At 62.6% G+C, this 24,481-nt stretch carries 25 protein-coding genes and 1 tRNA gene; 10 read left to right on the top strand and 16 right to left on the bottom strand.

Annotation, left to right across the window (positions count from 1 at the left end):
* The first annotated feature begins 199 nt into the window (after positions 1–199).
* The 4 genes from FHS78_RS06745 (at position 200) to FHS78_RS06730 (ending at position 3,719) form a co-directional block, all read left to right on the top strand.
* Positions 200–1,450: a glycosyltransferase family 4 protein gene (locus FHS78_RS06745; RefSeq protein WP_246220375.1), complete on the top strand. Its 1,251-nt coding sequence runs from the start codon at positions 200–202 to the stop codon at positions 1,448–1,450.
* Positions 1,416–2,129 carry a class I SAM-dependent methyltransferase gene (locus FHS78_RS06740; protein WP_167092198.1) on the top strand — a complete coding sequence of 238 codons (714 nt, stop codon included), beginning with the start codon at positions 1,416–1,418 and terminating at the stop codon, positions 2,127–2,129. Before FHS78_RS06745 ends, FHS78_RS06740 begins: the two co-directional genes overlap by 35 nt.
* A 4-nt stretch (positions 2,130–2,133) precedes the next feature.
* Entirely contained in the window at positions 2,134–3,213 is a 1,080-nt protein-coding gene (locus tag FHS78_RS06735; protein ID WP_167092195.1) for a glycoside hydrolase family 15 protein, read from the top strand.
* 68 nt (positions 3,214–3,281) lie between these two features.
* Positions 3,282–3,719 (top strand): macro domain-containing protein, encoded by a 438-nt coding sequence (locus FHS78_RS06730; protein ID WP_167092192.1) that lies wholly within the window; start codon positions 3,282–3,284, stop codon positions 3,717–3,719.
* Between the two features lie 3 nt (positions 3,720–3,722).
* Here FHS78_RS06730 and FHS78_RS06725 read toward each other — a convergent pair whose 3' ends face one another.
* A complete protein-coding gene (locus FHS78_RS06725; RefSeq protein WP_167092189.1) occupies positions 3,723–4,346 on the bottom strand; it encodes a class I SAM-dependent methyltransferase in 624 nt (207 codons plus the stop codon).
* Entirely contained in the window at positions 4,343–5,188 is an 846-nt protein-coding gene (locus FHS78_RS06720; protein ID WP_167092186.1) for a fumarylacetoacetate hydrolase family protein, read from the bottom strand. Before FHS78_RS06720 ends, FHS78_RS06725 begins: the two co-directional genes overlap by 4 nt.
* 152 nt (positions 5,189–5,340) lie before the next feature.
* On the opposite strand from FHS78_RS06720, the gene FHS78_RS06715 reads away from it, so the two are divergent.
* Entirely contained in the window at positions 5,341–5,943 is a 603-nt protein-coding gene (locus tag FHS78_RS06715; RefSeq protein ID WP_167092183.1) for a hypothetical protein, read from the top strand.
* Here the strand turns inward: FHS78_RS06715 and FHS78_RS06710 are convergent.
* Together FHS78_RS06710 and FHS78_RS06705 are read right to left on the bottom strand one after the other, a co-directional pair.
* Complete coding sequence (locus FHS78_RS06710; protein WP_167092180.1) at positions 5,937–6,545, bottom strand: histidine phosphatase family protein; 609 nt, start codon at positions 6,543–6,545, stop codon at positions 5,937–5,939. The genes FHS78_RS06715 and FHS78_RS06710 overlap by 7 nt on opposite strands.
* Entirely contained in the window at positions 6,542–7,510 is a 969-nt protein-coding gene (locus FHS78_RS06705; RefSeq protein ID WP_167092177.1) for a magnesium transporter CorA family protein, read from the bottom strand. The genes FHS78_RS06710 and FHS78_RS06705 overlap by 4 nt, the downstream gene beginning before the upstream one ends.
* Positions 7,511–7,854: 344 nt before the next feature.
* Between FHS78_RS06705 and FHS78_RS06700 the strand changes: the two genes are divergently transcribed.
* The gene (locus FHS78_RS06700; protein WP_167092175.1) at positions 7,855–9,198 is read left to right on the top strand and encodes a DEAD/DEAH box helicase; all 1,344 of its coding nucleotides are present in this window, start codon (positions 7,855–7,857) and stop codon (positions 9,196–9,198) included.
* A gap of 47 nt (positions 9,199–9,245) precedes the next feature.
* Here FHS78_RS06700 and FHS78_RS06695 read toward each other — a convergent pair whose 3' ends face one another.
* The 10 genes from FHS78_RS06695 to purT form a co-directional block, all read right to left on the bottom strand.
* Positions 9,246–9,590, bottom strand: coding sequence for a carboxymuconolactone decarboxylase family protein (locus FHS78_RS06695; RefSeq protein ID WP_167092172.1), 345 nt, complete (start codon positions 9,588–9,590; stop codon positions 9,246–9,248).
* Between the two features lie 107 nt (positions 9,591–9,697).
* A tRNA-Lys gene (locus tag FHS78_RS06690) sits at positions 9,698–9,773 on the bottom strand.
* 181 nt (positions 9,774–9,954) lie between these two features.
* Entirely contained in the window at positions 9,955–11,106 is a 1,152-nt protein-coding gene (rodA, locus tag FHS78_RS06685) for a rod shape-determining protein RodA (protein WP_167092169.1), read from the bottom strand.
* Complete coding sequence (mrdA, locus tag FHS78_RS06680) at positions 11,106–12,992, bottom strand: penicillin-binding protein 2 (protein WP_167092166.1); 1,887 nt, start codon at positions 12,990–12,992, stop codon at positions 11,106–11,108. The genes rodA and mrdA overlap by 1 nt, the downstream gene beginning before the upstream one ends.
* 11 nt (positions 12,993–13,003) lie before the next feature.
* Complete coding sequence (mreD, locus tag FHS78_RS06675) at positions 13,004–13,537, bottom strand: rod shape-determining protein MreD (protein ID WP_167092163.1); 534 nt, start codon at positions 13,535–13,537, stop codon at positions 13,004–13,006.
* Positions 13,538–13,541: 4 nt separating this feature from the next.
* On the bottom strand, positions 13,542–14,471 hold the full coding sequence (gene mreC / locus FHS78_RS06670; protein WP_167092160.1) for a rod shape-determining protein MreC: 930 nt from the start codon (positions 14,469–14,471) through the stop codon (positions 13,542–13,544).
* 121 nt (positions 14,472–14,592) lie between these two features.
* Positions 14,593–15,633 (bottom strand): rod shape-determining protein, encoded by a 1,041-nt coding sequence (locus tag FHS78_RS06665; protein WP_167092157.1) that lies wholly within the window; start codon positions 15,631–15,633, stop codon positions 14,593–14,595.
* 127 nt (positions 15,634–15,760) lie between these two features.
* Positions 15,761–17,344: a 2-isopropylmalate synthase gene (locus tag FHS78_RS06660; protein ID WP_167092662.1), complete on the bottom strand. Its 1,584-nt coding sequence runs from the start codon at positions 17,342–17,344 to the stop codon at positions 15,761–15,763.
* A gap of 393 nt (positions 17,345–17,737) precedes the next feature.
* A complete protein-coding gene (locus tag FHS78_RS06655; protein WP_167092154.1) occupies positions 17,738–18,700 on the bottom strand; it encodes a LysR substrate-binding domain-containing protein in 963 nt (320 codons plus the stop codon).
* A gap of 117 nt (positions 18,701–18,817) precedes the next feature.
* Entirely contained in the window at positions 18,818–20,017 is a 1,200-nt protein-coding gene (purT, locus tag FHS78_RS06650) for a formate-dependent phosphoribosylglycinamide formyltransferase (RefSeq protein WP_167092151.1), read from the bottom strand.
* Positions 20,018–20,151: 134 nt separating this feature from the next.
* On the opposite strand from purT, the gene FHS78_RS06645 reads away from it, so the two are divergent.
* The 3 genes from FHS78_RS06645 to FHS78_RS06635 all read left to right on the top strand — a co-directional run bounded on the left by FHS78_RS06645 (position 20,152) and on the right by FHS78_RS06635 (position 22,347).
* Positions 20,152–20,502: an ArsR/SmtB family transcription factor gene (locus FHS78_RS06645; RefSeq protein WP_167092148.1), complete on the top strand. Its 351-nt coding sequence runs from the start codon at positions 20,152–20,154 to the stop codon at positions 20,500–20,502.
* 6 nt (positions 20,503–20,508) lie between these two features.
* The gene (locus FHS78_RS06640; RefSeq protein ID WP_167092145.1) at positions 20,509–21,489 is read left to right on the top strand and encodes a cation diffusion facilitator family transporter; all 981 of its coding nucleotides are present in this window, start codon (positions 20,509–20,511) and stop codon (positions 21,487–21,489) included.
* A gap of 150 nt (positions 21,490–21,639) precedes the next feature.
* Positions 21,640–22,347 (top strand): esterase/lipase family protein, encoded by a 708-nt coding sequence (locus FHS78_RS06635; RefSeq protein WP_167092142.1) that lies wholly within the window; start codon positions 21,640–21,642, stop codon positions 22,345–22,347.
* Between the two features lie 218 nt (positions 22,348–22,565).
* Here the strand turns inward: FHS78_RS06635 and FHS78_RS06630 are convergent, their stop codons facing one another.
* Both FHS78_RS06630 and FHS78_RS06625 read right to left on the bottom strand, forming a co-directional pair.
* Complete coding sequence (locus tag FHS78_RS06630; RefSeq protein WP_167092139.1) at positions 22,566–23,420, bottom strand: FTR1 family iron permease; 855 nt, start codon at positions 23,418–23,420, stop codon at positions 22,566–22,568.
* A 48-nt stretch (positions 23,421–23,468) separates the two neighbouring features.
* Positions 23,469–23,834 carry a cupredoxin domain-containing protein gene (locus tag FHS78_RS06625; protein ID WP_167092136.1) on the bottom strand — a complete coding sequence of 122 codons (366 nt, stop codon included), beginning with the start codon at positions 23,832–23,834 and terminating at the stop codon, positions 23,469–23,471.
* Between the two features lie 189 nt (positions 23,835–24,023).
* Between FHS78_RS06625 and FHS78_RS06620 the strand changes: the two genes are divergently transcribed.
* Positions 24,024–24,461 carry a globin gene (locus FHS78_RS06620; RefSeq protein WP_167092133.1) on the top strand — a complete coding sequence of 146 codons (438 nt, stop codon included), beginning with the start codon at positions 24,024–24,026 and terminating at the stop codon, positions 24,459–24,461.
* Positions 24,462–24,481 lie beyond the last annotated feature (20 nt).

Raw genomic sequence — 24,481 nt, 5'->3', positions numbered from 1 at the left:
TTGATCTGTCTATATTCCGCGAAATTGAAAATCCGCACGGCCCTTGAGGCGCATCCCGAGAAGTGACGAAGAAATAGGGTCACAGGAGAAGTTAATGTCCCAAGCCCTCGATGAGGCGCCTGCATCAGGGCCGTCAGCACCGGCCGTTCATACGACACAACACCCCCCCTCCCTCGCAGCGGTTAAGGGCGACCGGCCCTTGCGCATCCTGCTGCCGAGTTACCGCTCCAATCCGACAACCGGCGGACAGGGCGTCTATATGCGCCATATCACCAAAGCGCTTCTGGATCTCGGGCATGAAGTCGATGTGATTTCAGGTCCGCCCTATCCCCATACGGACAAGCGCGCCGGCCTCATCAAACTGCCCTCGCTCGACCTCTACGCAAATCCGCATCCGATACTTTCCATCCGTCCCTGGATGTTCGCCTCCCCCATCGACCTTTTCGAATGGTGGAGCCACGCGACTGGCGGATTTGCCGAACCCTATACGTTCGGCGAACGCATGACGCGCTATGCGCGCGGCACATGGACCGATTACGACATCTGCCACGACAACCAGACGCTGTGCTGGGGCCTGCTGAAGATGCGCGACATGGGTCTGCCCGTGGTCGGCACGATCCACCACCCCATCACCATGGACCGGCGGATCGACGTCGACGCTGCCAAAACGCTGAAGCTGAAGCTGCTGAAAAAGCGCTGGTACTCCTTCCTCAATATGCAGATCAAGGTCGCCCGTCAGCTCGACCCGCTTATCGTCGTGTCGGAAAGCACCCGCCGCGATGTGGTGCGCGAGTTCGGCATCGAGCCGGACAAGACCCGTCTCGTCCTGCATGGCATCGACCACATCCAGTTCCGCCCCATGCCGCATGTCAAACGGCGCAACGACCTGATCGTCACCTGCGCCAGCGCCGACGTTCCGCTCAAGGGGCTGATTTTCCTCATCCGCGCCTATGCGAAACTGCTGAAGACCTACCCGGACCTGAAACTCCGGGTGATCGGCAAGCTGCGCGAGGGCAATACCTCCGACGAGCTGCGCCAGCTCGGTATCATGGACAAGGTGGAGTTCGTTTCCGGCATTACCGATGAGGAAATGACCGAACTCTACAACGAAGCGACCATGTCCATTTCGCCGAGCGTCTATGAAGGTTTCGGCTTTCCCGCGGGCGAAGCCATGTCTTGCGGGACGCCCGTCATCACGACCAATGGCGGATCGCTGCCGGAAGTCGTCGGCGATGCGGGCCTCGTCGTGCAGCATTCCGATCCGGATGCGCTCGCCGAGGCGATTTCCACCTATCTCGACGACCCTGAACTTCGTGCCAGATATGGCATAGCGGCCCGCGAACGCATTCTTGACCAGTTCAAATGGGAACGCGCCGCCCGCGATTGTGTTGACGTTTACAGAGAGACGATTGCCCATGCAGACCATCGACTTCAAGCTGCTCGGGCTTAGGGACGGCCAGCGTGTGCTGGACCTTGGCTGCGGGACGGGACGGCATGTCCACGCCATGTATTATTTCGCGAACTGCCATGTCGTCGGCATCGATCTCTGCTTCGATGACGTTGTGACTGCGCGTAAGGGTTTCGAGGACAATCCGGACATGGACCCGGAAACGAAGCGCTCCTTTTCGCTGAGCGTCGGCGATGCGCTGTCCCTGCCCTTCCCGGACAACAGTTTCGACAAGATCCTCTGCTCGGAAGTGCTGGAGCACATTCCGGACTACAAACAGGCGTTGAAGGAAGTCGACCGCATCCTGAAGCCGGGCGGCACCTTTGCCTGCTCCGTGCCGCGCGCCTGGCCGGAACGCATCTGCTGGGCCTTTTCAGACGATTATCACAACGAGCCCGGCGGCCATGTCCGTATCTTCCAGGAACGCGAGTTGAAAGACGCGGTGGAAGATCGCGGCCTTTCCTTCTTCCATCGGCATTTCGCGCATGGGCTCCATTCGCCCTATTGGTGGCTGAAATGCGCCGTGGGCGTGAAACGTGAGGACAATGCGCTCGTCAATGCCTACAAGAAGTTTCTCGAATGGGACATCATGAAGGGACCTTGGCTGACGCGCACGCTCGAAAAGATAGCCGGTCCGCTGATGGGCAAGAGTGTGGTTCTGTACTTCTCCAAGGCAAGCTGACGGCATGGTGCATCTGAAACATGGCGACGCCATTCCCGACGGCTATTTCGACGGTGCACGCAACCGCATCCTCGAATTGCAGCGCGAGAACGGCGCGATCCCCTGGTACGATGGCGGTGTCGTGGACCCGTGGAACCACACCGAAGCCGCGATGGGACTCACCGTTCTCGGCGACATCGAGAATGCGCGCCGCGCCTTCGACTATCTGAAGGCAACGCAGCTCAAGGACGGCTCGTGGTGGGGCGAACTGGGCGCCGCCGTGCCTTTCGACGAAGAGACGCAAGCCTATACGGGCGAAGGCGCCGGCATGCCGGTTCGCGACACGAATTTCGCCGCCTATATCGCCACAGGCGCCTGGCACCATTATCTCGTGACGGGCGACCGCGTGTGGCTCGCGGAAATCTGGCCGCATGTGGAAGCGGCGATGAATTTCGTCATCGACCATCAAAGCGCGCATGGCGACATTCGCTGGGCCGCAGACGATCCGCATACCCCGGAAGACGACAGCCTCATCACCGGCTGCTCCTCGATCTACAAAAGTTTTGAATGCGCCGCGCATATCGCGCGCGCCCTGGGCCATCCTTCCCGCGACTGGATGGCCGCCCGCCGGAAACTCGGCGAGGCGCTCCGCGAAAAGCCCCATCGCTTCGACCGCACGTGGGAGCCCAAAGACCGCTATTCGATGGACTGGTACTACCCCGTCCTCGCCGGCGTGCTGACGGGCGAAGCCGCGCGCAAACGCATTGCCTGGAAATGGGACCTCTTCGTCGCCGAAGGCAAGGGCTGCCGCTGCGTGCTGGAAGAGCCCTGGGTGACGGTCGCCGAATCCGCCGAACTCACCATGGCGCTGCTGGCCGCCGGACAGCGCAGGGAAGCCGAAGCACTCCTGTCATGGCAGCATCAATGGCGCGACGAGGAAGGCGCCTACTGGATGGGTTACCAGTTCCGCGACGAAGTGGCCTGGCCCGCCGAAAAACCGGCATGGACCGCCGCCGCGGTGATCCTCGCCGCCGACGCGGTAACCGGTTCGAGCGCGGCCTCGCACCTCTTCGGCGAGCGCGTACTGGCGGAAGCGGCGGAATAGACCATACGGGATTGCTTCCTCCCCTTCCGCCTGACACGCTCTGCAAACAGCGGGAGAAAGGCGGCACCATGCTCAAGATCGTCAAGACGGACATCTTCTCATCCGACGCGCAAACGCTCGTCAATGCGGTGAACTGTGTCGGCGTGATGGGCGGCGGGCTTGCCGCTCTCTTCAAGGACCGCTACCCGGAGATGTATATCGACTATGTCGCGGCCTGCGAGACGGGCGAGCTCCGCCCCGGTCGCCCGCATCTCTGGAAGGGCGACGAGAAATGGGTTCTCAACTTCCCCACCATGGATACGCTTGCTGAAGGCGCGCAACTCGGCTGGATCGAACAGGGGCTCGTCGCCTTCGCCGACAGCTATCGCGAATGGGGCATTGAAAGCGTCTCGTTCCCCAAGCTCGGCTGCGGTATTGGCGGGCTCGACTGGGAAGAGGTTTATCCGCTCATGGTCCGGCGCATCGGCAATCTGCCGATCCCGGTTCACGTACATGACTATCCGTGAGTGTCAGCTCAGCCGCCTGAGCACACGCAAGCTACCCACCGCCTTCTCCTCCTCAAAGAGGCCGGACGCTATCGCCAGCTTGTAGATCTCGTAAGGCGGACGTCCGCCATCTTCCGGGTTCGGAAAGACGTCGTGAATACACAAGAGCCCGCCCGGCATGACGCGCGGCGCCCAGAGACGGTAATCCGTCAGCGCTGGCTCCATACCATGCCCGCCATCGATGAAAACCATGGCAAGCGGCGTCGCCCAGCCCTTCGACGCCACGGCGGACGGCGCCACCAGCGGCACCACCGTATCTTCAAGTTCCGCCGAGCGGATCGTGTGCCGAAAGAGCGGAAACGTGTTGAGACGATCCGTCTCTTCGTCGTAGAGCGCCTCGTCATGATGTTCCCAGCCGCGCTGGTTTTCTTCCGAGCCGTAATGATGGTCGAGCGCATAAAGCACTGCGCCATTGGCCTGTACCGCAATGCCAATATAGACGGTGGATTTGCCGCAATAGGAGCCGATCTCAAGCACCGGTCCGAGCTTCGAGGCTTCCAGCGCCGCCTCATGCAGCACCCAACCCTCATCCTCGGGCATGAACCCCTTCACCGCTTCGATCTCGATGGGAAGTGCCAACCTTGTCATTTGTCCACCGTAAATCTGTTGGCGATTTCGCCGAGCCCGTCGATCGCGACACGCACCGTCTGCCCGTCGCGCACCCAGCCGGGCGGTGTCATACCCGCGGCAACGCCATGCGGCGTGCCGGTGGAAATCACATCCCCGGGATAAAGCGTCATGAATTCGCTGAGATAGGAGACGATGAAGGCGGCGGAAAAAATCATGTTCGATGTGTTTCCGTCCTGCCGAAGCTCATCGTCCACCCATGTTCGGACACGCAACGCCTGCGGATCGGCAATCTCGTCCGTCGTGACGAGCCACGGCCCCAGCGGCGCAAAACCATCGCTGCTCTTGCCCTTGGTGAACTGCCCGCCCCGCTCGTTCTGGAACGCGCGCTCCGAGACATCGTTCATGATGGTGTAGCCCGCAACATGAGCAAGCGCATCCGCCTCGCTCACATATTTCGTCGCCCGGCCGATCACCAGCGCCAGTTCGCCCTCATAGTCGAGTTTGGCGGTACGGCGCGGTGCACAAACCTCGTCAAAAGGACCGGCCAGCGCGCTTGTCGCCTTCATGAAAAGAAGCGGCTCCGGCGGCAGGTCGGATTTCATCTCGGCGGCGTGATCCGCATAATTCTTGCCGATGCAAAGAATTTTGCCCGTTCCCGCCACGCAGACGCCAAGGCGCACCCCGTCGGGCACGAGCGGCAGGGAGCTCCGGTCCAGCCCGCGCAGCCTCTCCAGACTTTCCGGCGACAGCGTTTCGCCGGCAAGCTCCCCCACATGGCCGGAAAGGTCGCGCACACGGCCTTCGTCATCGAGAAGGCCGGGGCTCTCCGCCCCCGCGCCGCCAAACCGCACTAGCCGCATGCGCCCTCTCCTCCCGTCCTTCGACAATTGTCCTGAAATACCGACCGTTTTCACTCGCACGGGGCGCATTTGGCCGCAAGCTGTTTATCGCATGAAGCCGGGTCAACGATTGCTCAAGGATTTGTCCCCAGAATGCCCCAACCTCAGGAGGCATGATGGGCGAGCGCGCGGAAAGCAAGGCAGACGAGGAAAGGGAATACCGGGAGATCGAGGCGGCGGTCGAAGAGACTGAGCGCGGTCGCTGGTTCCTGCGCGAATTTTCACGCCGCAACCGCGCTGCCGACACGGACCGCATGATCGAGGCCGTGAAGAAACTCTACCGCACCGCGCGCGAAACCGCCGTCTCCGCCCGTTTCGGCTTCATCTATCACGACCTGCATGAATTGAAACACTCGATCGACCGGGCGAGGACGGACCTGGCCGAAACGAACCGTGACGACGACGCCATCGATGCGGCAAAGCGCGCCACCGATGTGCTTGAAGCGGCCAAACGCACCGAAGCCGATATGCAGGGCGCGGCCGAACGCATCCAGCAGATCGCCGATGCCTTGCGCGCCGAAGGAATCGAAACGGATATCTGCGACGAACTGGGAAGCCATGCCGCGGGCATCTATATGGCCGCTTCGTTTCAGGATTTCACATCAAGCCGTCTGTCTACCGTCATCGAGGCGATGGAGATGATGGAAGAGCATGTGACCCGCATCCTCGCTCGCTTCGAGGAAGAAGCGGCCCGCATGGACACCGACCTTCACTGACCGATCTCGGCATTGATACAGCCGACCGACCAGAGCTTCTTTCCATCCTTGACCTGAAGACCCAGCCGCGTGAGCGACAGGGGCGCCACGCTGACACGCCAGGCCTGATCCGCTTCGAGCTCCAGCGCATAGGCGATGGCGACGCGAATGACGCTCTGATGCGCAACCGCGACAATGGCCTTGCCGGCATAATGCTCGCTCAGCCGATCGATCGCATCGGCAACCCGCTCGCCCAGATCGTAGAAACTCTCGCCGCCCGGCGGCACGATCTCATGCGGCTGCGACCAATCGAGCGTCCGGTTTTCGGCAAAGACATCGGCAAAGCTCCGCCCCTGCCACTTGCCGAAATCCTGCTCGGTGAAATCGCCTACTGCAATGGGCGGCTTGCCGTTGATAAGCGCCAGCGCCGTCGTCACCGCGCGCGACAGCGGCGAGGAAACCCAGACCGCATGCTCGGGAAAAGCCTTCTGCAACCGCGCCGCGCGCTCCGGCGGTACGGGCTGCGGCGCGACATCGAGCTGGCCGTAGTAGCGCTTTTCAGCCCCTTGCGCGGGCATATGGCAAAGCCAGTACCACTCCGTCCGCTCGCCTGCGTCGCTCACAGCCACCCCTTCCGCCTGAAGAAAACATAGGTAAAGACCGCCGAGGCCACCATCAGCCCCAGCGCGAAAGGATAGCCGAAAAGCCAGTCCAGCTCAGGCATGTCCTTGAAGTTCATGCCATAGATGCTCGCAATCAGCGTCGGCGGCAGGAAAACCACCGCCGCCACCGAGAAGATCTTGATGATGCCGTTCTGCTCGGAATTGATGAGCCCCAGCGTCGCATCGAGCAGGAAGGTCAGATTGCTGGAAAGAAAGCTCGCCTGATCGCTCAGCGAGGAAATATCCCGCGACACCGTCTTGAAGGCGCGCCCGGTCTGCTTCTGCAGTTTGCTTTCGACCGGGCGCAGCATGTAGGTCACAACGCGCGCCAGGCTGACGAGACTGTCCCGTGCCAGCACCGTTACCGTCTGGTTGCGGCCGACCTTGCGCAACACCTCGTCATAGTCAGGTTTGGAGATACGGTCGCGATGGAAGATCTGCCCGGAAATGTCATCGGTTTCGCTATTCACCTTTTCGAGAATATCCGCGACGCGCGCCACCACCGCATCGCAGAGCGATGCCATGACATCTTCCCCGCAGGAACAGGCCAGCGTGTGACGACGCAGATTGGCGATGAAATTCCGAAACGGTTGCGGATCCGCATAGCGCAGCGTGACGAGGATGTTCCGCGTGAGTACGAAGGTCACCGGCTCGTTTCTCGGCTTCAGCGTATCGGCCGCTGTCATCGCAACCACGGTAAGATAGGCCGCCTCGCCCGCCTGATAGAGACGGCTCGACGGCTCGATCTCCTTCATGATCTCCTTTTTCGGCATGGCGAGGCCCAGCGCCTCATCGATGAGGTGGCGCTCCTGCTCGGTCGGATCGAGCATATCGATCCAGATCGTCTCAGCCGGCAGGTCGTTTCCCGCCTCCGGCAAGGGTGTGGGCACAAGGCCGCCATTGGCGCGGATATAGCAGGTGATCATGGAACGTCCCTCCCCCAAGGGCGGTATTCGACGATATTCGGCGGTCTTCCGGGTGCCGGGATGATGCCCTCAAACATGGCGGCTCACAATGCGCGAGTCCCGGCCACGCCCTCCCCAACGCGATTTCGTTTGACTTTGTGCCCGCGAACCCCCATCTAACGTGCGTCGAGCCCATGTAGCGCGCTCTGCGGCCTCTAAAGGGATCTTCCCTGCCGCCTGACCCCGGTTCGACAACCCTCCCGAATTCCATGCGCGTTGGAACGCGGTACGCAACCCGCGTCACACGACCGTTCCGCATCGAAGCGGACCGGCGGCATACGCCTGCATGAAAGAAAAAGATTTTAATGACTGAAAAGACCTTCGCGGCGCTCGGCCTTGCCGAACCGCTGACCCGCGCTCTTGAAGCGCAGGGCTATACCCACCCGACTCCCATTCAAGCCGGCACCATCCCCGCCCTTCTCGAAGGCCGCGACGTGCTGGGTCTTGCCCAGACGGGCACCGGCAAAACGGCAGCCTTCTCCCTGCCGATCCTTCACCTGCTGGCCGAGCAGGCCCGTGGCCGCCCGAAGCCGCACCATCCGCGCGCGCTCATCCTGGCGCCGACACGCGAGCTTGCCATCCAGATCGGCGAAAGCCTGACCGCCTATGGCGCCCATATGAAAATCACCCACACCGTCATCTTCGGCGGCGTGAAACAGAACGCCCAGGTGCGCGCGCTGAAAAGCGGCGTCGACATTATCGTCGCCACGCCGGGCCGCTTCGTCGACCTCATGCAGCAGGGGTTCATCCGTCTGCATGAAACCGGCATCCTCGTACTCGACGAGGCCGACCGTATGCTCGACATGGGCTTCATTCACGATGTGAAGAAAATCGTGAGCGCCCTGCCGAAGAAGCGTCATTCGCTCCTCTTCTCCGCCACCATGCCCAAGCAGATCGAAAAACTCGGCGCGGAAGTGCTGCACAACCCGCTTCGTGTGGAAGTCACGCCGAAAAAGGTCGCGGTGGACCGCATCGACCAGCATGTGCTGCATGTGGACGGCAAGAAGAAGCGCGAACTTCTGCTGCGCCTGCTGGACGACACCGACATGGAACGTGTCATCGTCTTTACCCGGACGAAGCATGGCGCCAACCGCGTCGCGCAGGTGCTGGACAAGGCGGGCGTCAAATCGGATGCCATTCACGGCAACAAATCGCAGTCCGCCCGACAGGCCTCCCTCGGCCGTTTCCGGGACGGCAAGTCCCGCGTGCTGGTGGCAACCGACATTGCCGCGCGCGGCATCGATATCGACGACATCACCCATGTCGTGAACTACGAACTGCCGAACGAGCCGGAGAACTACGTTCACCGCATCGGCCGCACCGCCCGGGCAGGCCGCAGCGGCATCGCGATTTCCTTCTGCGATGGAACCGAGCGCTCCTATCTCAGAAGCATCGAGAAGCTGACCCGCAAGCCGCTGAGCATCATGGACCCCGTGCCCTATCTCGGCCAGACGGCGGGGGAAATGCCTGAGGAAACGAAACCCAAGCCGCAAGGCCAGCGCCCGCCGCGAAAAGGCCGCGGCAACGGCAAAGGCAAGGGCGCCCCGCAAAACCGCGGCGGCCACCGCCCCGACGGTCCAGCCAAGAGGAGCGCCAACCGCCCCGGCTCGCGCGCCCGCAAGCGGCAACGGACGGCAGCTGCAAGCTGACCCGCGAACAGGAAACGGCGCCGGATAACCTCGGCGCCGTTTTCACGTCAGGCCTTCTGGAACTGATCCCAGGCCTGCATCGCCTCGATACCGTAAACGGTGGCGGGCCCGCCGCCCATGAGCTGCGTAACGCCGATCACCTCGATCAACTCCTCGCGCGTCGCCCCCGCCTCGATCACCGCACGGACGTGATGCGCAATGCATCCGTCGCAACGCACGGAAATGGCGATGGCCAGCGCGATCAGCTCTTTGACCTTAACCGACAATGCACCATCGGTGCCGACGGTCGCACCCATCAGCGCCCCGAAAGCCTGCATCGCAGCCGGCTCTTCCTCACCGAGCTTTGCCATCCCGGCCTGAAGCTCCTGCCCGACTTCCACGAAATTCTTCATCCAACGCCTCGTTTTCCCGATTGGAGAGTTCCAGCAACGGAAAAAGCCTAGCGTCAGCCGCAAGGGGCGGATGTGAGATGGATCAAAGAGAGGAAATCCGGAGAAATTGGTGGGCGCACAAGGACTCGAACCTTGGACCCGCTGATTAAGAGTCAGCTGCTCTACCAACTGAGCTATGCGCCCGCCGTCCTGCCCCTCGGAGCCGGAATCACCTGCCGCCTGAGCGACCTGTGAGGTGGGATCACCAATTCCTGTGAAGGAGCCTGCGTATAGCAAAGCTGGAGGCCCCTTGCAAGCGGGGGAACGCCTCCCGCCCCGGTCATTTTTCGACCCGGCCCCGAGCCGGCACGAGCCGTCCCGCGCCTCACCAGAAAGCGGTCGGCCCCCGGCTGATTTCCACGTTCCGGTGGATATAGACGCTCATCATCAGGCCGAAAGCGAACATGAGCGAGAGCATGGCCGTGCCGCCATAGGAAACGAGCGGTAGCGGTACGCCCACCACCGGCAGCAGGCCCATCACCATCGCCACATTGATGAAGATGTAGAAGAAGAAATTCACCGCTACGCCGATCGCGAGCAGCCGCCCGAACTGGTTACGGCACTGAAGCGCCACATTGAACGAAAAGGCCAGCACCAGGAAATAAAGCCCCAGCAGCGCGATGCCGCCCGCGAGCCCCAGCTCCTCGCCCAGCATGGTGAAGATGAAGTCGGTATGCTTTTCCGGCAGGAAGTTCAGATGGCTCTGCGTGCCCTCCATGAAGCCCTTGCCGAAAAGCCCGCCCGCGCCAAGCGCAATCTTGGACTGGAGAATGTGATAGCCCGCGCCAAGCGGATCGCGCTCGGGGTCGAGAAAGGTGAAGACGCGGTTCTTCTGATAATCGTGCAGCCGGCTCCAGACCACGGGGATAGCGGCAAGCGCCGAGGCACCCGTGATGATGAAATAACGCCAACGAAGCCCCGCGGCGAAAAACAGCACCGCGCCGCCTGCGCCAAGGAGCAGCGCCGTGCCGAGGTCGGGCTGGATGACCACAAGCCCCATCGGCAACCCGATCATGAGAACCGGGATCACCACATGGCGCGGCATGGAAACCTCTTCGAGCGTCAGCCCGTGGAAGTAGCGCGCCAGCGCGAGCAGCAGGGTAATCTTCATCAGTTCGGACGGCTGTATCTGAATGAAGCCCAGATCGAGCCATCGCTGCGCGCCCATTCCCCGCAGGCCGATAAACTCCACCGCCACCAGCATCAGGAAGGTGACGGCATAAAGCGGATAGGCAAAACGCATCCAGGTACGAATATCGATCATCGCGGCGATGATCATGATGCCCGCACCCACCGCAAAGCGGATCATCTGCCGAAAAGCCCAGGGCGACAGGCTGCCATCGGCCACCGAATATAGCATGGCAAAGCCCATACAGGCGATGAGCGTGACCAGCAGCAGGAAGCCCCAGTTGAACTCGATCAGCTTTTCGCCGATGCGCATGTCGCGCCCGCTGGTGAAGCGGCTGAAATCGACCATCAGCCCCTCCCCCGGTTCGGATCCGCCTCGGACGGCATATAGGCCTGGCGCTGCGTCGGATCGCGCTTCAGCACTTCATACATGATGTCATGCGCGATCGGCGCAGCGACGCCCGACCCCGATCCGCCATGTTCCACCACCACGGCCATGGCGTATTTCGGCGCATGCACCGGCGCAAAGCAGATGAAGAGCGCATGGTCGCGCTGCTTCCACAGAAGGTCCTCGTTCTTCAGTACGCCGCTGGCGCGTTCCGCCCGGCTGATGCGGCGCACCTGGGCCGTTCCCGTCTTGCCAGCCATATGCATTCCCTTCTCGGGAATGCGCGAACGCCAGGCGGTACCGCCGATTTCGTTCATCACGCCGTCCATGCCGCCCTGCGCGATCCCGAGGCCCTTGGGATCGACGTCGATCTTCGCCGCCTCGGCAGGGTGAATGATCTCGCCGCCCACCGCGCGCGTGATACGCGGCACCACGGCCATGCCGCCATTGGCAAGACGCGCCGTCATGACGGCAAGTTGCAGCGGCGAGGTCAGCAGATAGCCCTGTCCGATGCCGGTAATAAGCGTTTCGCCCTGATGCCAGCTCTCGCCCTTGATGGCGCGTTTCCATCCCGGCGTCGGCACGAGCCCTTCCCGCGCGCCGGGAATGTCGAAATCATAGGTCTGACCGAGACCGAAGCGCGTCGCCATCTCGGCGATCTTCTCGATACCGATACGCTTGGCGATTTCGTAGAAATAGACGTCACAGCTGTGCTTGATGGCGTCATGCATGTTCATGTTGCCGTGGCCGCCATGCCGCCAGCAATGGAAGAGACTGTCGCCCAACCTGTAATAGCCGGGGCAGTAGACGGTTTCCTTCGGATCGATACCCGCATCGACGGCGGCCATCGCCACGATGGGCTTGAAGGTCGACCCGGGCGGGTAAAGCCCCGCCAGCGCCTTGTTGACGAGCGGCAGATGGATGTTGTCCAGCAGGGCTTTGTAGTCCGCCGTGCTGTAGCCCATATTGAACTTGTTGCTGTCGAAAGCCGGCGTCGAAACGAAAGACAGCACATCGCCGGAATGAATATCCATCACCACGGCGCTTGCCGACTCGTCCTTCATGCGGTTCCAGGCGAACTCCTGAATATCCATGTCCAGCGTCAGCACGATCTCCTTGCCCGGCTGGCCGGGATCCTTGCTGAGTTCGCGGATCACGCGGCCATAGGCATTCACCTCGACATGGCTCGAGCCCGGTACACCGCGCAGTTCCTTGTCGAAGGTCTTCTCGATGCCCTGCTTGCCCGTGCGAAAACCCGGCAGACGCAGGATGGGCTCGTCCTTGCCCGCGGCCTTGAGCTCCTTTTCCGACACGGCAGAGACATACCCCACCACATGGGCGAGATCCTCGCCGTAAGGATAGTGACGCGTCTCGCCGACATCGGGCTGCACGCCTGGCAGGTCCGGCTCGTTGACGTTCACGCGCGCGAACTGGTCCCAGCTCAGGTCCTCCGCCACGGTGATCGGCAGGAAGCGCGGCGACCGCTTCACGTCGCGCATGATTTTCTTGCGGTCGTAATCGGTGATCTCGACGATGCGGGAAAGCCGGTCCAGCGTCTCCTCGATATTGTCGGTCTGCTCGGGGATCATCACCGCGCGGTAGTTCTGCCTGTTGGAAGCGAGTACGCGGCCGAACCGGTCGACGATCTTGCCGCGCAGCGGCGCAAGGAGGCGAACATTGATGCGGTTTTCATCCGCGAGCATCCTGTACTCGTCGGACTTCAGCACCTGAAGGTAATACATGCGGCCCGCCAGCGTGGCGAAAGCAAGCGCCTGCGCCCCGCCCAGCAGCGCCGCGCGGCGGGTAAAGGTCTGGTAGCGTGAGTTGTCGCGATTATCGAACTGCATTGACCGCCTCCTCACGTTCCCGGCAGGACGCGCGCCTGAATGCGCGTCAGCACGACCGCCACCAGCGGAAACAGCGCGACGGTCATGCCCATGTGCCAGAGTATAGGGCTAATGGCGAGCGCCTGCCCGAAGAAGAGCGATGCCGCCGCCCAGGCCACCAGTCCCGCAATGCCCGCTACCGCGCCGAAACCGATCCAGAAAACGGAGAACGGTGCGTTGATGAGGAAGAATCGCTGCGTCACCGTCAGCGCATAGGCGAACAGATAGACGAAAGCCCAGAGCCCGATCGGACCGGCTGAGAGAAGATCGAAGATCAGCCCGATCGCAAACACCGCCATGGGCGGCAGCAGTTCCGGCCGCGCCACAGCCCAGTAGTAGATCGCGATAAAGGCGAAGGCCGGCATGACGGACGATCCGAAAATGCGCCCGATCGGCAGGAAAGACAGGAAGACAAGCACCAGCGCCACGGCGAAAGGCACCACCGTCATCACGATACGGCCCGCGCGGGCGGCCGGTGTCGGCGTATAGGGGTCGAGCCGCGCCATCGCCCTACTCCCCCTGCCCGCTACTGCCGGATGCATTACCGCCGGCGGCCGCAGCGCTCGCAACCGGCTCGGGCTCATCCTTCAGCCCCTCCGGCGGATCCTGCCGCTTCACCTTGCCGGGAAACTGGTACTGAAGCACACGCACGAAATCGAGCCTGTCACGGTCGGAGAACATCTGGACGCGCAGATCGCCCTCGCTGGTCTGGATGACGACACCCACAGGCAGCCCCGCCGGCATGAGACCGCCATCGCCCGACGTCACTACACGGTCGCCCGGCGCCACCGCGCCGCTCACGGCGAGATATTCGAGTTTCGGCCATTTGGTGTTGTCGCCGGCCAGCACCGCCTTGTAGTGCGACGGCTCGATGGCCACCGGCACGCGGCTGTTGAGATCGGTAAGAAGCAGCACACGGCTGGCATGGGGCCCCGTCGCCACGACGCGCCCCACAAGGCCATTGCCGTCGATCACCGCCTGGCCGCTCTTCGCCCCCTGATCCCCGCCCACATTGACGAGCACGGTATCGACGAAGGGACCGCCATTGTCGCTGACCACGCGGCCGCTCACATATTTGATGCTGGGATCGAGCTGGACGCTCAGAAGCGCCTCATAGCGGGCGAGACGCGCTTCCAGCTTGAGCGCCTTCTCGCGCCACGCCTGAAGACGCTGGTTCTCCGCACGCAACCGCTCGTTCTCGTCGAAGACATAGGCATATTCATCGGTGCGCTGGATCAGCCGCCGCGTTGCCGCGACCGGCCGCGAGGCGACCTCCAGCAACGGCGCGGCAAGGTCGGTCACCGTCTGGCGCGCCCGGTCGAAGACATAGGTCTCCGCCCGGCCCAGCAGCAGAAGCGCCGCCGCCAGCGTGATCATGAAGATCAGGGACAGCCTGTGCGAAAACTCACGAAAAGGCTGCGATGTCCTGTTCGGATCCATTACGCCTGCCTGCCCCCTGGCACCATGCCCCGCCCCGAAACGGAACGCTCCCGGCGTCCCCATACGAGAAATACCAAACCCAGCAAGGACCGGACGCGCTCATGGCGAGGCGCCGCCTCCTTTAGTAAACGGACGAGAGAACGTGTTTCATCGTCCGGATATGCTCCAGCGCCTTGCCGGTTCCCAGCGCAACGCAGGAAAGCGCATCGTCTGCGATCGACACGGGCAGCCCCGTCTCGTCGCGAAGCACCTGATCGAGATTAGCAAGGAGCGCGCCACCGCCCGTCAGCACGATACCCTTGTCCACAATGTCGGCGGCAAGCTCCGGCGGCGTCGCTTCGAGCGCGACTTTCACGGCCTCCACGATAGCGCCCACAGGCTCGGCCAGGCTCTCCGCGATCTGGCGCTGGCCAATGCGGATTTCCTTCGGCACGCCGTTCATCAGGTCCCGGCCCTTGATTTCGAGCGTCATGCCCTCACCGTCCTGCGGCATGGCGGCGGAACCGACTTCCTTCTTGATGCGCTCGGCGCTCGCCTCGCCCACCAGCAGGTTATGGTTGCGGCGGATATAGGCGATGATCGCCTCGTCCATCTTGTCGCCGCCCACGCGCACCGAGCGGGCATAGACGATACCGTTGAGCGAAAGCACGGCCACTTCCGTCGTACCGCCGCCAATATCGACGACCATGGAGCCGGTCGGCTCGGTCACCGGCAAACCGGCGCCGATGGCGGCGGCCATCGGTTCTTCGATGAGATAGACGCGGCGTGCCCCCGCCGACAAGGCCGATTCCTGAATGGCGCGCCGCTCCACCGCCGTCGAGCCCGACGGCACGCAGACGATGATCTGCGGATTGGCGAAAGTGCGCCGATTGTGAACCTTGCGGATGAAATGCTTGATCATCTCTTCCGCTATTTCGAAATCGGCAATCACGCCGTCGCGCATCGGGCGGATCGCCTGGATGTTGCCCGGCGTACGGCCCAGCATCATCTTGGCCTCCTCGCCGACGGCAAGCACCTGCTTTTTCCCGCCCTTTTCAACGATTGCGACGACCGATGGCTCATTGAGCACGATGCCGCGCCCCTTCACATAGACCAGCGTATTCGCTGTGCCCAGATCGATCGCCATATCGGCGGAGAACATGCCGAGCAGACCGGAAATCATGTGCTTTCTTTTTCCTTCGACAAAGCGTTGACGCCCGGCCGCGCCGGCCTTTGCATCAACTCAAGTTCAAATTCGCCATGTGTCATGGCCGTGTTTCCTTTGCGCGTCTTCGCTCCGACGCCCACCCTCACTCAGACGCAGCCGAGACGGCCCGTTCCGCACCGGGCGCATGTCGCTGGCGCTTCACCAGCAGTTTATTCAGGGCACTGACATAAGCCCTTGCCGAAGCGACCAGCGTGTCGGTATCCGCGCCCCGGCCCGTCGCCGTTCTGCCCGCCTCGTCCAGTCTCACACTCACTTCCGCCTGAGCGTCCGTTCCCTCGGTCACAGCATGGACCTGATAGAGAAGCAGGCTCGCATCATGCGGCACCAGTTCCTTGATCGCGTTGAAGGTCGCATCCACCGGCCCGGATCCGGTGGCGGTCACCGATTTGCGCGCACCTTCGACATCGAGCTCCAGCGTCGCTTCCTGCGGCCCCGTCGACCCGGCGATCACACGCAGGGAGACGAAACGGATCTTTTCGCTGCCGCGCGCCACTTCATCATCGACCAGCGCAACGATATCGTCGTCGAAAACAAGTTTCTTCTTGTCGGCAAGGTCCTTGAAGCGCGTAAAGGCATCCTCCATCGCATTCTGACCCAGCTCGTAGCCCAGCTCCCTGAGCTTCTCGCGAAAGGCGTGACGGCCGGAATGCTTACCCATGACCAGAGACGATTTCGTGATGCCGACACTTTCCGGCGTCATGATCTCGTAGGTCTGATTGTTTTTCAGCATGCCATCCTGATGAATGCCGCTTTCATGCGCGAAGGCATTCTGCCCCACAATGGCCTTGTTGTACTGGACGGGAAACGCCGTAACGGCCGCCACGAGCCGGGAGGCCCGCGCGATCACCGTCGTATCGATACCGGTTTCATAGGGCATCGCGTCCTGGCGCACCTTGAGCGCCATCACGATTTCCTCCAGCGCCGCATTGCCCGCACGCTCGCCGATCCCGTTGACGGTGCATTCCACCTGCCGCGCGCCATTGGCAACGCCCGCCAGCGAATTTGCGACCGCCAGGCCCAGATCGTTATGGCAATGGGTGGAGATCACTGCCCCGTCGATATTCGGCACGCGCTCGCGCAGCATGGCGATCAGCGCGCCATATTCCGCCGGCACGGAATAGCCCACCGTATCGGGAATGTTGATGGTGGTCGCCCCGGCCTTGATCGCGGCCTCGACGCAGCGGCAAAGGAAATCATGATCCGTGCGCGTCGCATCTTCCGGCGACCATTCGACGTTATCCACCAGATTGCGCGCATGGGTGACGCTGGAGACAACCGCCTCCAGAACCTGCTCGGGCTCCATCTGCAGCTTGTGCTTCATATGGACGGGGCTGGTGGAAAGAAAGGTATGGATACGCCCGCGTTTTGCACCGCGCAGCGCTTCCGCCGCGCGCTCGATGTCTTTCGCGCCTGCGCGCGCCAGGCCGCAAACGACGGCGTTCTTCACGACGCGCGTAACCTCGCGCACGGATTCGAAATCGCCGTTGGAAGCGATAGGAAATCCCGCCTCGATGACATCCACGCCCATATCGTCGAGCAGTTCGGCGATCTGGAGTTTTTCGTCAAGCGTCATCGACGCGCCGGGAGACTGCTCTCCGTCGCGCAGCGTGGTATCGAAAATCAGCACACGGTTGCTTTCCGTCGAACCGGTGTCCTTGCCTGCCATGTCTTCCGTCCGGTTACCCATTTCTCCCGGGTCCTTTCTGCGGCCTTCCCTGCCGGCGCCATGTTGTCGGCGTGACGGCGCTCCGTCACGAAGCGGCTGTTCGTTACGCCCGCGGCAACTGAGGGATCTCCGCACGGATTCGCGCGGAGGGTTTCCCGCTCGCAGAAGGTTTCAGGAGAGAACCCCCATGAGCCTACAGTTTGTGCCGGTTTTGAGACAAAACTGAGGCAGCGCCAGCGCCGTTTCGGTGAGTCAGCCTAGCGCCAACCGACTAATTCCCGCTAAACAAGAAACAATTGATTCCGGCACCGACCCAAGCTCTGTTTTTACGCTGAAACAGCCCGGAATATCAATGGTGAGCCCCGTTTTGAACGCATTTTCAAGGGCTTGGGATCAGCGTGGCCGACCCGCATCCTCCAGTTCCACCACCTTGACCGACTGCCCTTCCAATGCACCGCGCGCATTCTTCAACGTCTCGATGAGAAACTCCATAACAGCCCGCACATGAGCGAGCTGTGCGAGGTCGTTTCGCGTCATCAGCCAGATCTCCAGATGACCCAGCGCATCCGGCCCGAAGACGCGCGTCAGACGCTCGTCCCGATCGGCGCTGACGCATGGCAGCGCCGCAAGCCCCGCCCCCTGACGTGCCGCTTCCGCCCGCACCGCCACACTGCTTGCCCGCAATACGACGCTCGCCGTTTTTTCCGCCCGCGACAGCCACCAGACCGGCCCGAGCGGCAATTCGGCGCGCGGAAACCCGATCAGGTCATGACGGCCCATATCGCCCATTTGCGTCGGCCATCCATGCGCCTCCAGATAAGCCGACGAGGCATAAAGACCGTAGGAAAGCTCCCCCGCCTTGCGCATCAGCATATCGCCTTGGGTCGGGCGGGCGAGCCTGAGCGCGACATCCACGTCCTTCAGCGGATTGCCCACGCGCGGCGCCGATCCGGCCATCGCCAGCCTCGGATCGCCGACGATCTCGATCTCGATACCGGGGTGAGACCGGCGGAAATCACCGAATGCCGGCGCAAGGAGTTCCGCGGCGAGCACCTCACCCGCGGCAAGCCGGACCGTCCCTTCGCCGCCGGATCCCTCGCGGTTCGCCTCGAAATCGCGTGGCAATGCCGCCAGCCGCCGGTCCACCGGCTCCAGCGCTTCGGCGAGCTTCTCGCCCGCGGGAGTCAGCCGATATCCCGTGCGCTCACGCTCGAAAAGACGGGCATTCAGGTCGTCTTCCAGCGACGCCACGCGGCGCAGCACCGTGGTGGTGTTCACGCCCAGTTGCTGGGCCGCGCCGGAAAGGCTGCCTGCCGCGGCGACGGCGAGAAAGAAACGCAGATCGTCCCAGTTCATGGCCTGTCGGCTCCACATTTGCTTTGAGGCAAAACTACGCTTGCGTTTCAGCAAGAGAAAGGGCGTTTTGCAAAAAAGCCTATGCGGATTTGCAGAAGAACTAACCTATTGAGTTGATTATGGTTTTACGGGGGAAACGGCGTCGGCGACTTGCCGGGCCCGCTTTCGGGCCTCGTCCGTATCCTGCCCCCGGGCCAGCGCAACGCCCATCCGGCGCTTGATATAGGCTTCAGGTTTGCCAAAAAGCCGAAGCTCCGAGTGAGATACAGCAAGAGCCTTGTCGAGATTGGCGAAGGCAATGCCTTTCTCATCCATGCCGCCATAGATGACGGCGCTGGCACCGGGCGAAATCGTCTCCACCGAAACCGGCAGACCGAGAATGGCGCGGGCATGGAGCGCGAACTCGCTCTGATACTGGGTGGCCAGCGTCACCAGCCCGGTATCGTGCGGGCGCGGGCTGACCTCGGAGAACCAGACCTTGTCGCCCTTCACGAACAATTCGACGCCGAAAATTCCCCGCCCGCCCAGCGCGGCGGTGACGCGCCCGGCGATGTCGCGCGCCGATTGCGCCGCCGCCTCGCTCATCGCCTGGGGCTGCCAGCTTTCCACATAATCCCCGCTGACCTGACGATGGCCGACCGGCGCGCAGAAAGAGGTCTCGACCTCGCCCGAGGCGCCGACCGCCCGAACGGTAAGCAGCGTGATCTCGAAATCGAAATCGACGAGCCCCTCGACGATGATGCGCGGCGCTTCCACGCGCCCGCCCTGCATCGCCTTCTCCCATGCCGGCCCGATGTCGCCGGGGCCCTCGAGCAGGCTCTGCCCCTTGCCCGAGGACGACATGACCGGCTTCACGAAGCACGGAAACCCGATGTCGCCCTCGATAGCGGCGCGCAATTCATCCACATTGGAGGCAAAAGCATAGGGCGAGGTCGCCAGCCCCAGCTCCTCGGCGGCGAGACGGCGGATGCCTTCGCGGTTCATGGTGAGCTGCGTCGCGCGTGCCGTGGGAATGACTTCCGCAAGCCCCTCCGCTTCGATCTCGGCCAGCATGTCGGTCGCAATGGCCTCGATCTCCGGCACGATGAGATGCGGCCGCTCCTTTTCCACCAGCGCCTTGAGCGCCGCGCCATCCGTCATCGCGATCGCATGAGAACGATGCGCCACCTGCATGGCGGGTGCATTCTCGTACCGATCCACGGCGATCACTTCCGCCCCATAGCGCTGAAGCTCGATGGCGACTTCCTTGCCGAGCTCCCCCGAGCCCAGAAGCATGACGCGAGTGGCCGAAGGCGAAAGCGGCGTACCGATGCGCATGAGCGATTCCCTCTCATCTGTTTCCCCGCGCTTTAGCACGGGCGGAAGAGGTTCGGAACTCCCCGCCGCCGGGACTTGACGGATCGCCCCAACTGACTACACTTGAACATATGTTCAATTGTTAGGTCCGAAACATGGCGATCTGCCCCGACACGGAAAGCCTGCCCCCGCTCGACGACGACCGGGCGATCGAACTGGCGGAAATGTTCCGCCTGCTCGGCGACCCCAGCCGCTTGCGCATCGTGCTGGAAACGCTGGGCGAGCCGCGCTCCGTGGGCGAGATCGCGAGCCGGCTCGGCCTTTCGCTGTCGCTGGTGAGTCATCATTTGAGGCTCCTGCGGGCAGCCCGCCTCGTCAGCGCAGACAGGCGCGGCAAGCAGATCTTCTATTCGATCCATGATGCCCATGTCGCCCATGTCATTCGCGACATGGTCGCCCATGTCATTCGCGACATGGTCGCCCATGTCAACGAAGAGCCGGAGTAAAGGACCATGACGCACAGCCATTCGCACGATCATGGTCATGGTCATTCTCATAGCCACGGCCACTCGCACGTACCGGACGGCGCGAATGAGCGCCGCATCGCCTGGGCGATGTGGATCACGGGCGGCTTCATGATCGTCGAAGCGGCCGGCGGCTGGATATCCGGATCGCTGGCGCTCATCGCCGATGCGGGCCACATGCTGACCGACACCGGCGCGCTGGCGCTCGCATGGCTCGCGGTGCGCCTGGCCCGCCGCCCGGCGGACACGGCCCGCTCCTTCGGCTATATGCGCGCCGAAATTCTCGCCGCCTTCCTGAACGGCGCGGTAATGATCGCACTGGCCGCCTGGATCATCGCCGAAGCCGCCATGCGCATCTTCGAGCCCGTACCGATCCTTGCCGGACCGATGCTCGTCGTCGCCATTGTCGGCCTTGTGGTGAATATCGTCTCCTTCACGCTGCTCCACGGCGGCGAAGGCAATCTGAACATGCGCGGCGCCGCGCTCCATGTGCTGGGCGACCTGCTGGGTTCCGTCGCCGCCATCGTGGCCGCCATCGTCATCATGTATACCGGCTTCACGCCCATCGACCCGATCCTCTCGGTTTTCGTGGCCGTGCTCATCCTGCGCGGCGCATTCGCCGTCACGCGCGACGCGGCGCATATCCTGATGGAAGGCACGCCGGAGGGGCTCGACACCGACGCCATGGCCGAAGACCTCGCCACCGGCATCCCCTCGGTCAGCGATGTCCACCACATCCATGCCTGGTCGCTCGCCTCGGGCCGCATTCTCGTCACGCTGCATGCCGTCCCCGCGCCGGGCGCGATGCCGAGCGAAGCCCTGACCGCCATCAAGGAACGACTCGCAGAGCGCTATGGCGTGACCCATGCAACGGTGCAGATCGAACCGGAAGATTGCCCCGACCATGACGAAAAGCTGACGAAACTGGCCGAAAATCCACGAGCAGATACCAAAGGGATCTGCTCGTAGACCTTGGTTTTTGACTATTTTCCGGGCGGTTGCTCACCCTCGTCCGGAAAATCGTCAGGGGCATACCGCCTGCTGAAAAGTTTCCGCTACGGAATTTGCTGCAATGCAGTATAATGCAGGACAAGCCATTTCCGGCGGAGCTTCCCATCTATGTTTTCATCTGCGAGCGATCCGATCTTCTGGCGGGCCTGGAGTGAATTCGGCCTCGTCGCGGAATATGGCGCCCTTGCCGCGTCCTATCCCGCCCTCCTCAACGCGCCGAAGGGCGACGGTCATGCGGTGCTCGTGCTGCCCGGCATGCTGACGGGCGACGAGTCGACGTCGTTTCTGCGCACCTATCTGAAGGAGATGGGCTATGTCGCCCATGCCTGGAAACAGGGGCACAATTGGGGACCGAGCCGCCACGTCCATCGCAAGCTGAAGGACAGGCTCAACGAACTCGCCGATCGCTACGAACGGCGCATCAGCATCGTCGGCTGGAGCCTCGGCGGCATCTATGCGCGCGAACTCGCCCGCGAATTTCCCCATCAGGTGCGCCAGGTGGTGACGCTCGGCAGCCCCTTCGGGGCGGGCTACCGGGTCAGCGGCGAAGTCGACCCCGTACTCGCCGAACGGCTGCGCGTACCGCCGCCGGTTCCCTCCACCGCCATCTATTCCCGCTTCGACGGGCTGGTGCCATGGGCCGCCTGCCGCGAACAGGAAACGCCACGCACGGAAAACATCGAAGTCCCCGCGACGCATCTGGGCATGGGCGGCAATCCGCTCGTCTTCTGGGCCGTCGCCGACCGGCTGTCGCAAACGGAAGGCGAATGGAAGCCTTTCGACCGGTCAGGCTTTCACAAATGGTTTTACGTCTGAAGGCGGGGTTCGCCTGAGACCTCTCACTTCGTGTCGTTCCGGCCTTCCCTGCATGTAAAGGTGGCCGGGATGACAGCGTGCCTGTGTTGGCTGGTTCCCAATACCAAACGTCGTCATGGCCCGGCTTGTCCGGGCCATCCACGTCTTGACCTATGAAAAAGACGTGGATGCCCCGCATAAAGCGGGGCATGACGAGCACGGTCGTCGAGCGAGGGGTTTCAGTCCCCGGCGACCTGACCGGCCGCGGCGCGCTGCGCTTTCGCCTTGTTCGACACGCCGTCGCCGACGATCTTCATGAGGCCGCCGATGATGACGAGCGTACCGACATAGAAAATCGCCTGAACGGGCAGCGGCCGGGCCGTATAGCCGACAAGCGTGTGGAGCGTCTGGCCGATCAGGCTGTTTTCCGACAGAAGCCAGGACGTGTTCCACATGAACCCGCCCATCGGCGGCAGAAAGCCGCCCTGCACGAGGAACTTGGCCCCCTGCGCGGCCATGCCGGCGGCCAGCAGCAGGATCATCCAGCCCGTCACGCGGAAAAGCATGTTGAGCGACAGCCTGAGCAGGCCGAAATAAAGCGCAAGACCGAGCGCCCCGCCCGCCACGATACCGAGAAGACCGCCCGCGAGCATCGACATATTGCCGACACCCCCGCTGGCGATACCGTTGAGGAAAAGCACGACTTCGGAGCCTTCGCGCATCACCGCCGCGCCGACCACGATGGCCAGCGCATAGAGCGGCTTGGTGCCGACGGTCACGTCATGCCCGACTTCCTTCATCTCGGTGGCGAGCTGGCGGCCATGACTGCCCATCCAGACATTGTGCCACCCGAGCATGATGACGGCGAGAAAGAGCACGCTCGCATTGAAGATTTCCTGCCCCGTGCCTTCCACCGAATTGGAGATGGCGCTTGCAAAGACCGCGACGAGGCTGGCGCCGGCAAGTCCGCCCACGATACCGGCCGTCAGCCAGCGCCCCCGCCCCGCGACGCCCTTGGTGGCGGCGGCGACGATGCTGACGATCAATGCCGCTTCAAGCACTTCGCGGAACACGATGATGAGCGTGGCAAGCATGTCGGGCCTTCCTGAATGAGGCTTGTGTAAGCCGGCCTGAATTGGCTTTTACTTGGCGGTCAGATCGCCCTGCGCGGTCGCTTCGTTGAACTCGCCGAAGAAGTGATAGGTCCCCGCTTCGAGCGGCCCGACATACATGATGCCCTTGCCGCCGCCGGGGATGATCTTTTCCAGGAAAAGGTCATGCGACTCGAACTCTTCCGGCGTCGGGTCGTCATTATGGACCACCAGCTTCATCCGCGTATCGGCGGGCACCTCGAAATTCGACGGGTCGAACTTGTGATCCTTGATGTGGATTTCGAAGGTCGGCATTTCGTCGGCGGCCCGGGCAGGCTGGAAAGCCGCCGCGGCGAAAATCAACGCCACAATGCCCGTCGCGGTAAGCAGCGTCCTGGCCGAGAGGGAGCGAAGCATGGCGTTTCCTTTCGTGGGGATGAGAATTTGGTTACTGATATTCATTCTCAACTATAGGTGCAAGTGTCAATCTGTCGCAAATGCAAGCCGGGCCCCGGACGCGCCACCCACCCCGGAAGGGACCGGGAGGCAGGTTTCGGGTAGGCTTGCCATTGCAAAAAGAAAAACAAACAGCCGGAGGAGCCGCCCATGCCCCTGAGCGAACACGACGCCGACATCATCTCGCACAGCATCGAACGCGCCGCCGAACTGGCGGGCGACCCCACCCCGCTGGTTTACGAAAAGCTTTTTACGCAACAGCCGGAGATGAAGGCGCTCTTCGTGCTCGATCTGGACGGCAATGCGCGCGGCCACATGCTGAGCGAGGCGCTGAATTGCGTCTTCGACATGCTGGGCCCGAGAAGCTATGCGCCGGTGCTGATCCAGTGCGAACTGACCAACCATCAGGGACTGGGCGTACCGCCCCGCGTCTTCGCCACCTTCTTCGAGGTGGTGACGGAAACCTTCCGCGACATTCTGGGCGCGGAATGGACGTCGGAAACGGAGGCCGCCTGGCAGGCCCTGCTGGCGGATCTGCATGAGGTCATCGCCACCCATGCCGAAAAATACGGCATGGAACTCACATGATACGCCAGCCCTGAACCGCC

This window comes from Parvibaculum indicum (genome assembly GCF_011762095.1).
Taxonomy (GTDB): Bacteria; Pseudomonadota; Alphaproteobacteria; order Parvibaculales; family Parvibaculaceae; genus Parvibaculum; species Parvibaculum indicum.
The sequence above is the reverse complement of the archived record's forward strand: the minus strand, read 5'-3'. Positions and strand labels throughout refer to the sequence as shown.

What these genes read in the sequence shown, in the direction of transcription:
- FHS78_RS06740 (WP_167092198.1), top strand. Translation starts at nt 1,416, where the DNA reads ATGCAGACCATCGACTTCAAGCTGCTCGGGCTTAGGGACGGCCAGCGT.
- FHS78_RS06735 (WP_167092195.1), top strand. Translation starts at nt 2,134, where the DNA reads ATGGTGCATCTGAAACATGGCGACGCCATTCCCGACGGCTATTTCGAC.
- FHS78_RS06730 (WP_167092192.1), top strand. Translation starts at nt 3,282, where the DNA reads ATGCTCAAGATCGTCAAGACGGACATCTTCTCATCCGACGCGCAAACG.
- FHS78_RS06725 (WP_167092189.1), bottom strand. Translation starts at nt 4,346, where the DNA reads ATGACAAGGTTGGCACTTCCCATCGAGATCGAAGCGGTGAAGGGGTTC.
- FHS78_RS06720 (WP_167092186.1), bottom strand. Translation starts at nt 5,188, where the DNA reads ATGCGGCTAGTGCGGTTTGGCGGCGCGGGGGCGGAGAGCCCCGGCCTT.
- FHS78_RS06715 (WP_167092183.1), top strand. Translation starts at nt 5,341, where the DNA reads ATGATGGGCGAGCGCGCGGAAAGCAAGGCAGACGAGGAAAGGGAATAC.
- FHS78_RS06705 (WP_167092177.1), bottom strand. Translation starts at nt 7,510, where the DNA reads ATGATCACCTGCTATATCCGCGCCAATGGCGGCCTTGTGCCCACACCC.
- FHS78_RS06700 (WP_167092175.1), top strand. Translation starts at nt 7,855, where the DNA reads ATGACTGAAAAGACCTTCGCGGCGCTCGGCCTTGCCGAACCGCTGACC.
- FHS78_RS06695 (WP_167092172.1), bottom strand. Translation starts at nt 9,590, where the DNA reads ATGAAGAATTTCGTGGAAGTCGGGCAGGAGCTTCAGGCCGGGATGGCA.
- rodA (WP_167092169.1), bottom strand. Translation starts at nt 11,106, where the DNA reads ATGGTCGATTTCAGCCGCTTCACCAGCGGGCGCGACATGCGCATCGGC.
- mrdA (WP_167092166.1), bottom strand. Translation starts at nt 12,992, where the DNA reads ATGCAGTTCGATAATCGCGACAACTCACGCTACCAGACCTTTACCCGC.
- mreD (WP_167092163.1), bottom strand. Translation starts at nt 13,537, where the DNA reads ATGGCGCGGCTCGACCCCTATACGCCGACACCGGCCGCCCGCGCGGGC.
- mreC (WP_167092160.1), bottom strand. Translation starts at nt 14,471, where the DNA reads ATGGATCCGAACAGGACATCGCAGCCTTTTCGTGAGTTTTCGCACAGG.
- FHS78_RS06665 (WP_167092157.1), bottom strand. Translation starts at nt 15,633, where the DNA reads ATGATTTCCGGTCTGCTCGGCATGTTCTCCGCCGATATGGCGATCGAT.
- FHS78_RS06660 (WP_167092662.1), bottom strand. Translation starts at nt 17,344, where the DNA reads ATGGCAGGCAAGGACACCGGTTCGACGGAAAGCAACCGTGTGCTGATT.
- FHS78_RS06655 (WP_167092154.1), bottom strand. Translation starts at nt 18,700, where the DNA reads ATGAACTGGGACGATCTGCGTTTCTTTCTCGCCGTCGCCGCGGCAGGC.
- purT (WP_167092151.1), bottom strand. Translation starts at nt 20,017, where the DNA reads ATGCGCATCGGTACGCCGCTTTCGCCTTCGGCCACTCGCGTCATGCTT.
- FHS78_RS06645 (WP_167092148.1), top strand. Translation starts at nt 20,152, where the DNA reads ATGGCGATCTGCCCCGACACGGAAAGCCTGCCCCCGCTCGACGACGAC.
- FHS78_RS06640 (WP_167092145.1), top strand. Translation starts at nt 20,509, where the DNA reads ATGACGCACAGCCATTCGCACGATCATGGTCATGGTCATTCTCATAGC.
- FHS78_RS06635 (WP_167092142.1), top strand. Translation starts at nt 21,640, where the DNA reads ATGTTTTCATCTGCGAGCGATCCGATCTTCTGGCGGGCCTGGAGTGAA.
- FHS78_RS06630 (WP_167092139.1), bottom strand. Translation starts at nt 23,420, where the DNA reads ATGCTTGCCACGCTCATCATCGTGTTCCGCGAAGTGCTTGAAGCGGCA.
- FHS78_RS06625 (WP_167092136.1), bottom strand. Translation starts at nt 23,834, where the DNA reads ATGCTTCGCTCCCTCTCGGCCAGGACGCTGCTTACCGCGACGGGCATT.
- FHS78_RS06620 (WP_167092133.1), top strand. Translation starts at nt 24,024, where the DNA reads ATGCCCCTGAGCGAACACGACGCCGACATCATCTCGCACAGCATCGAA.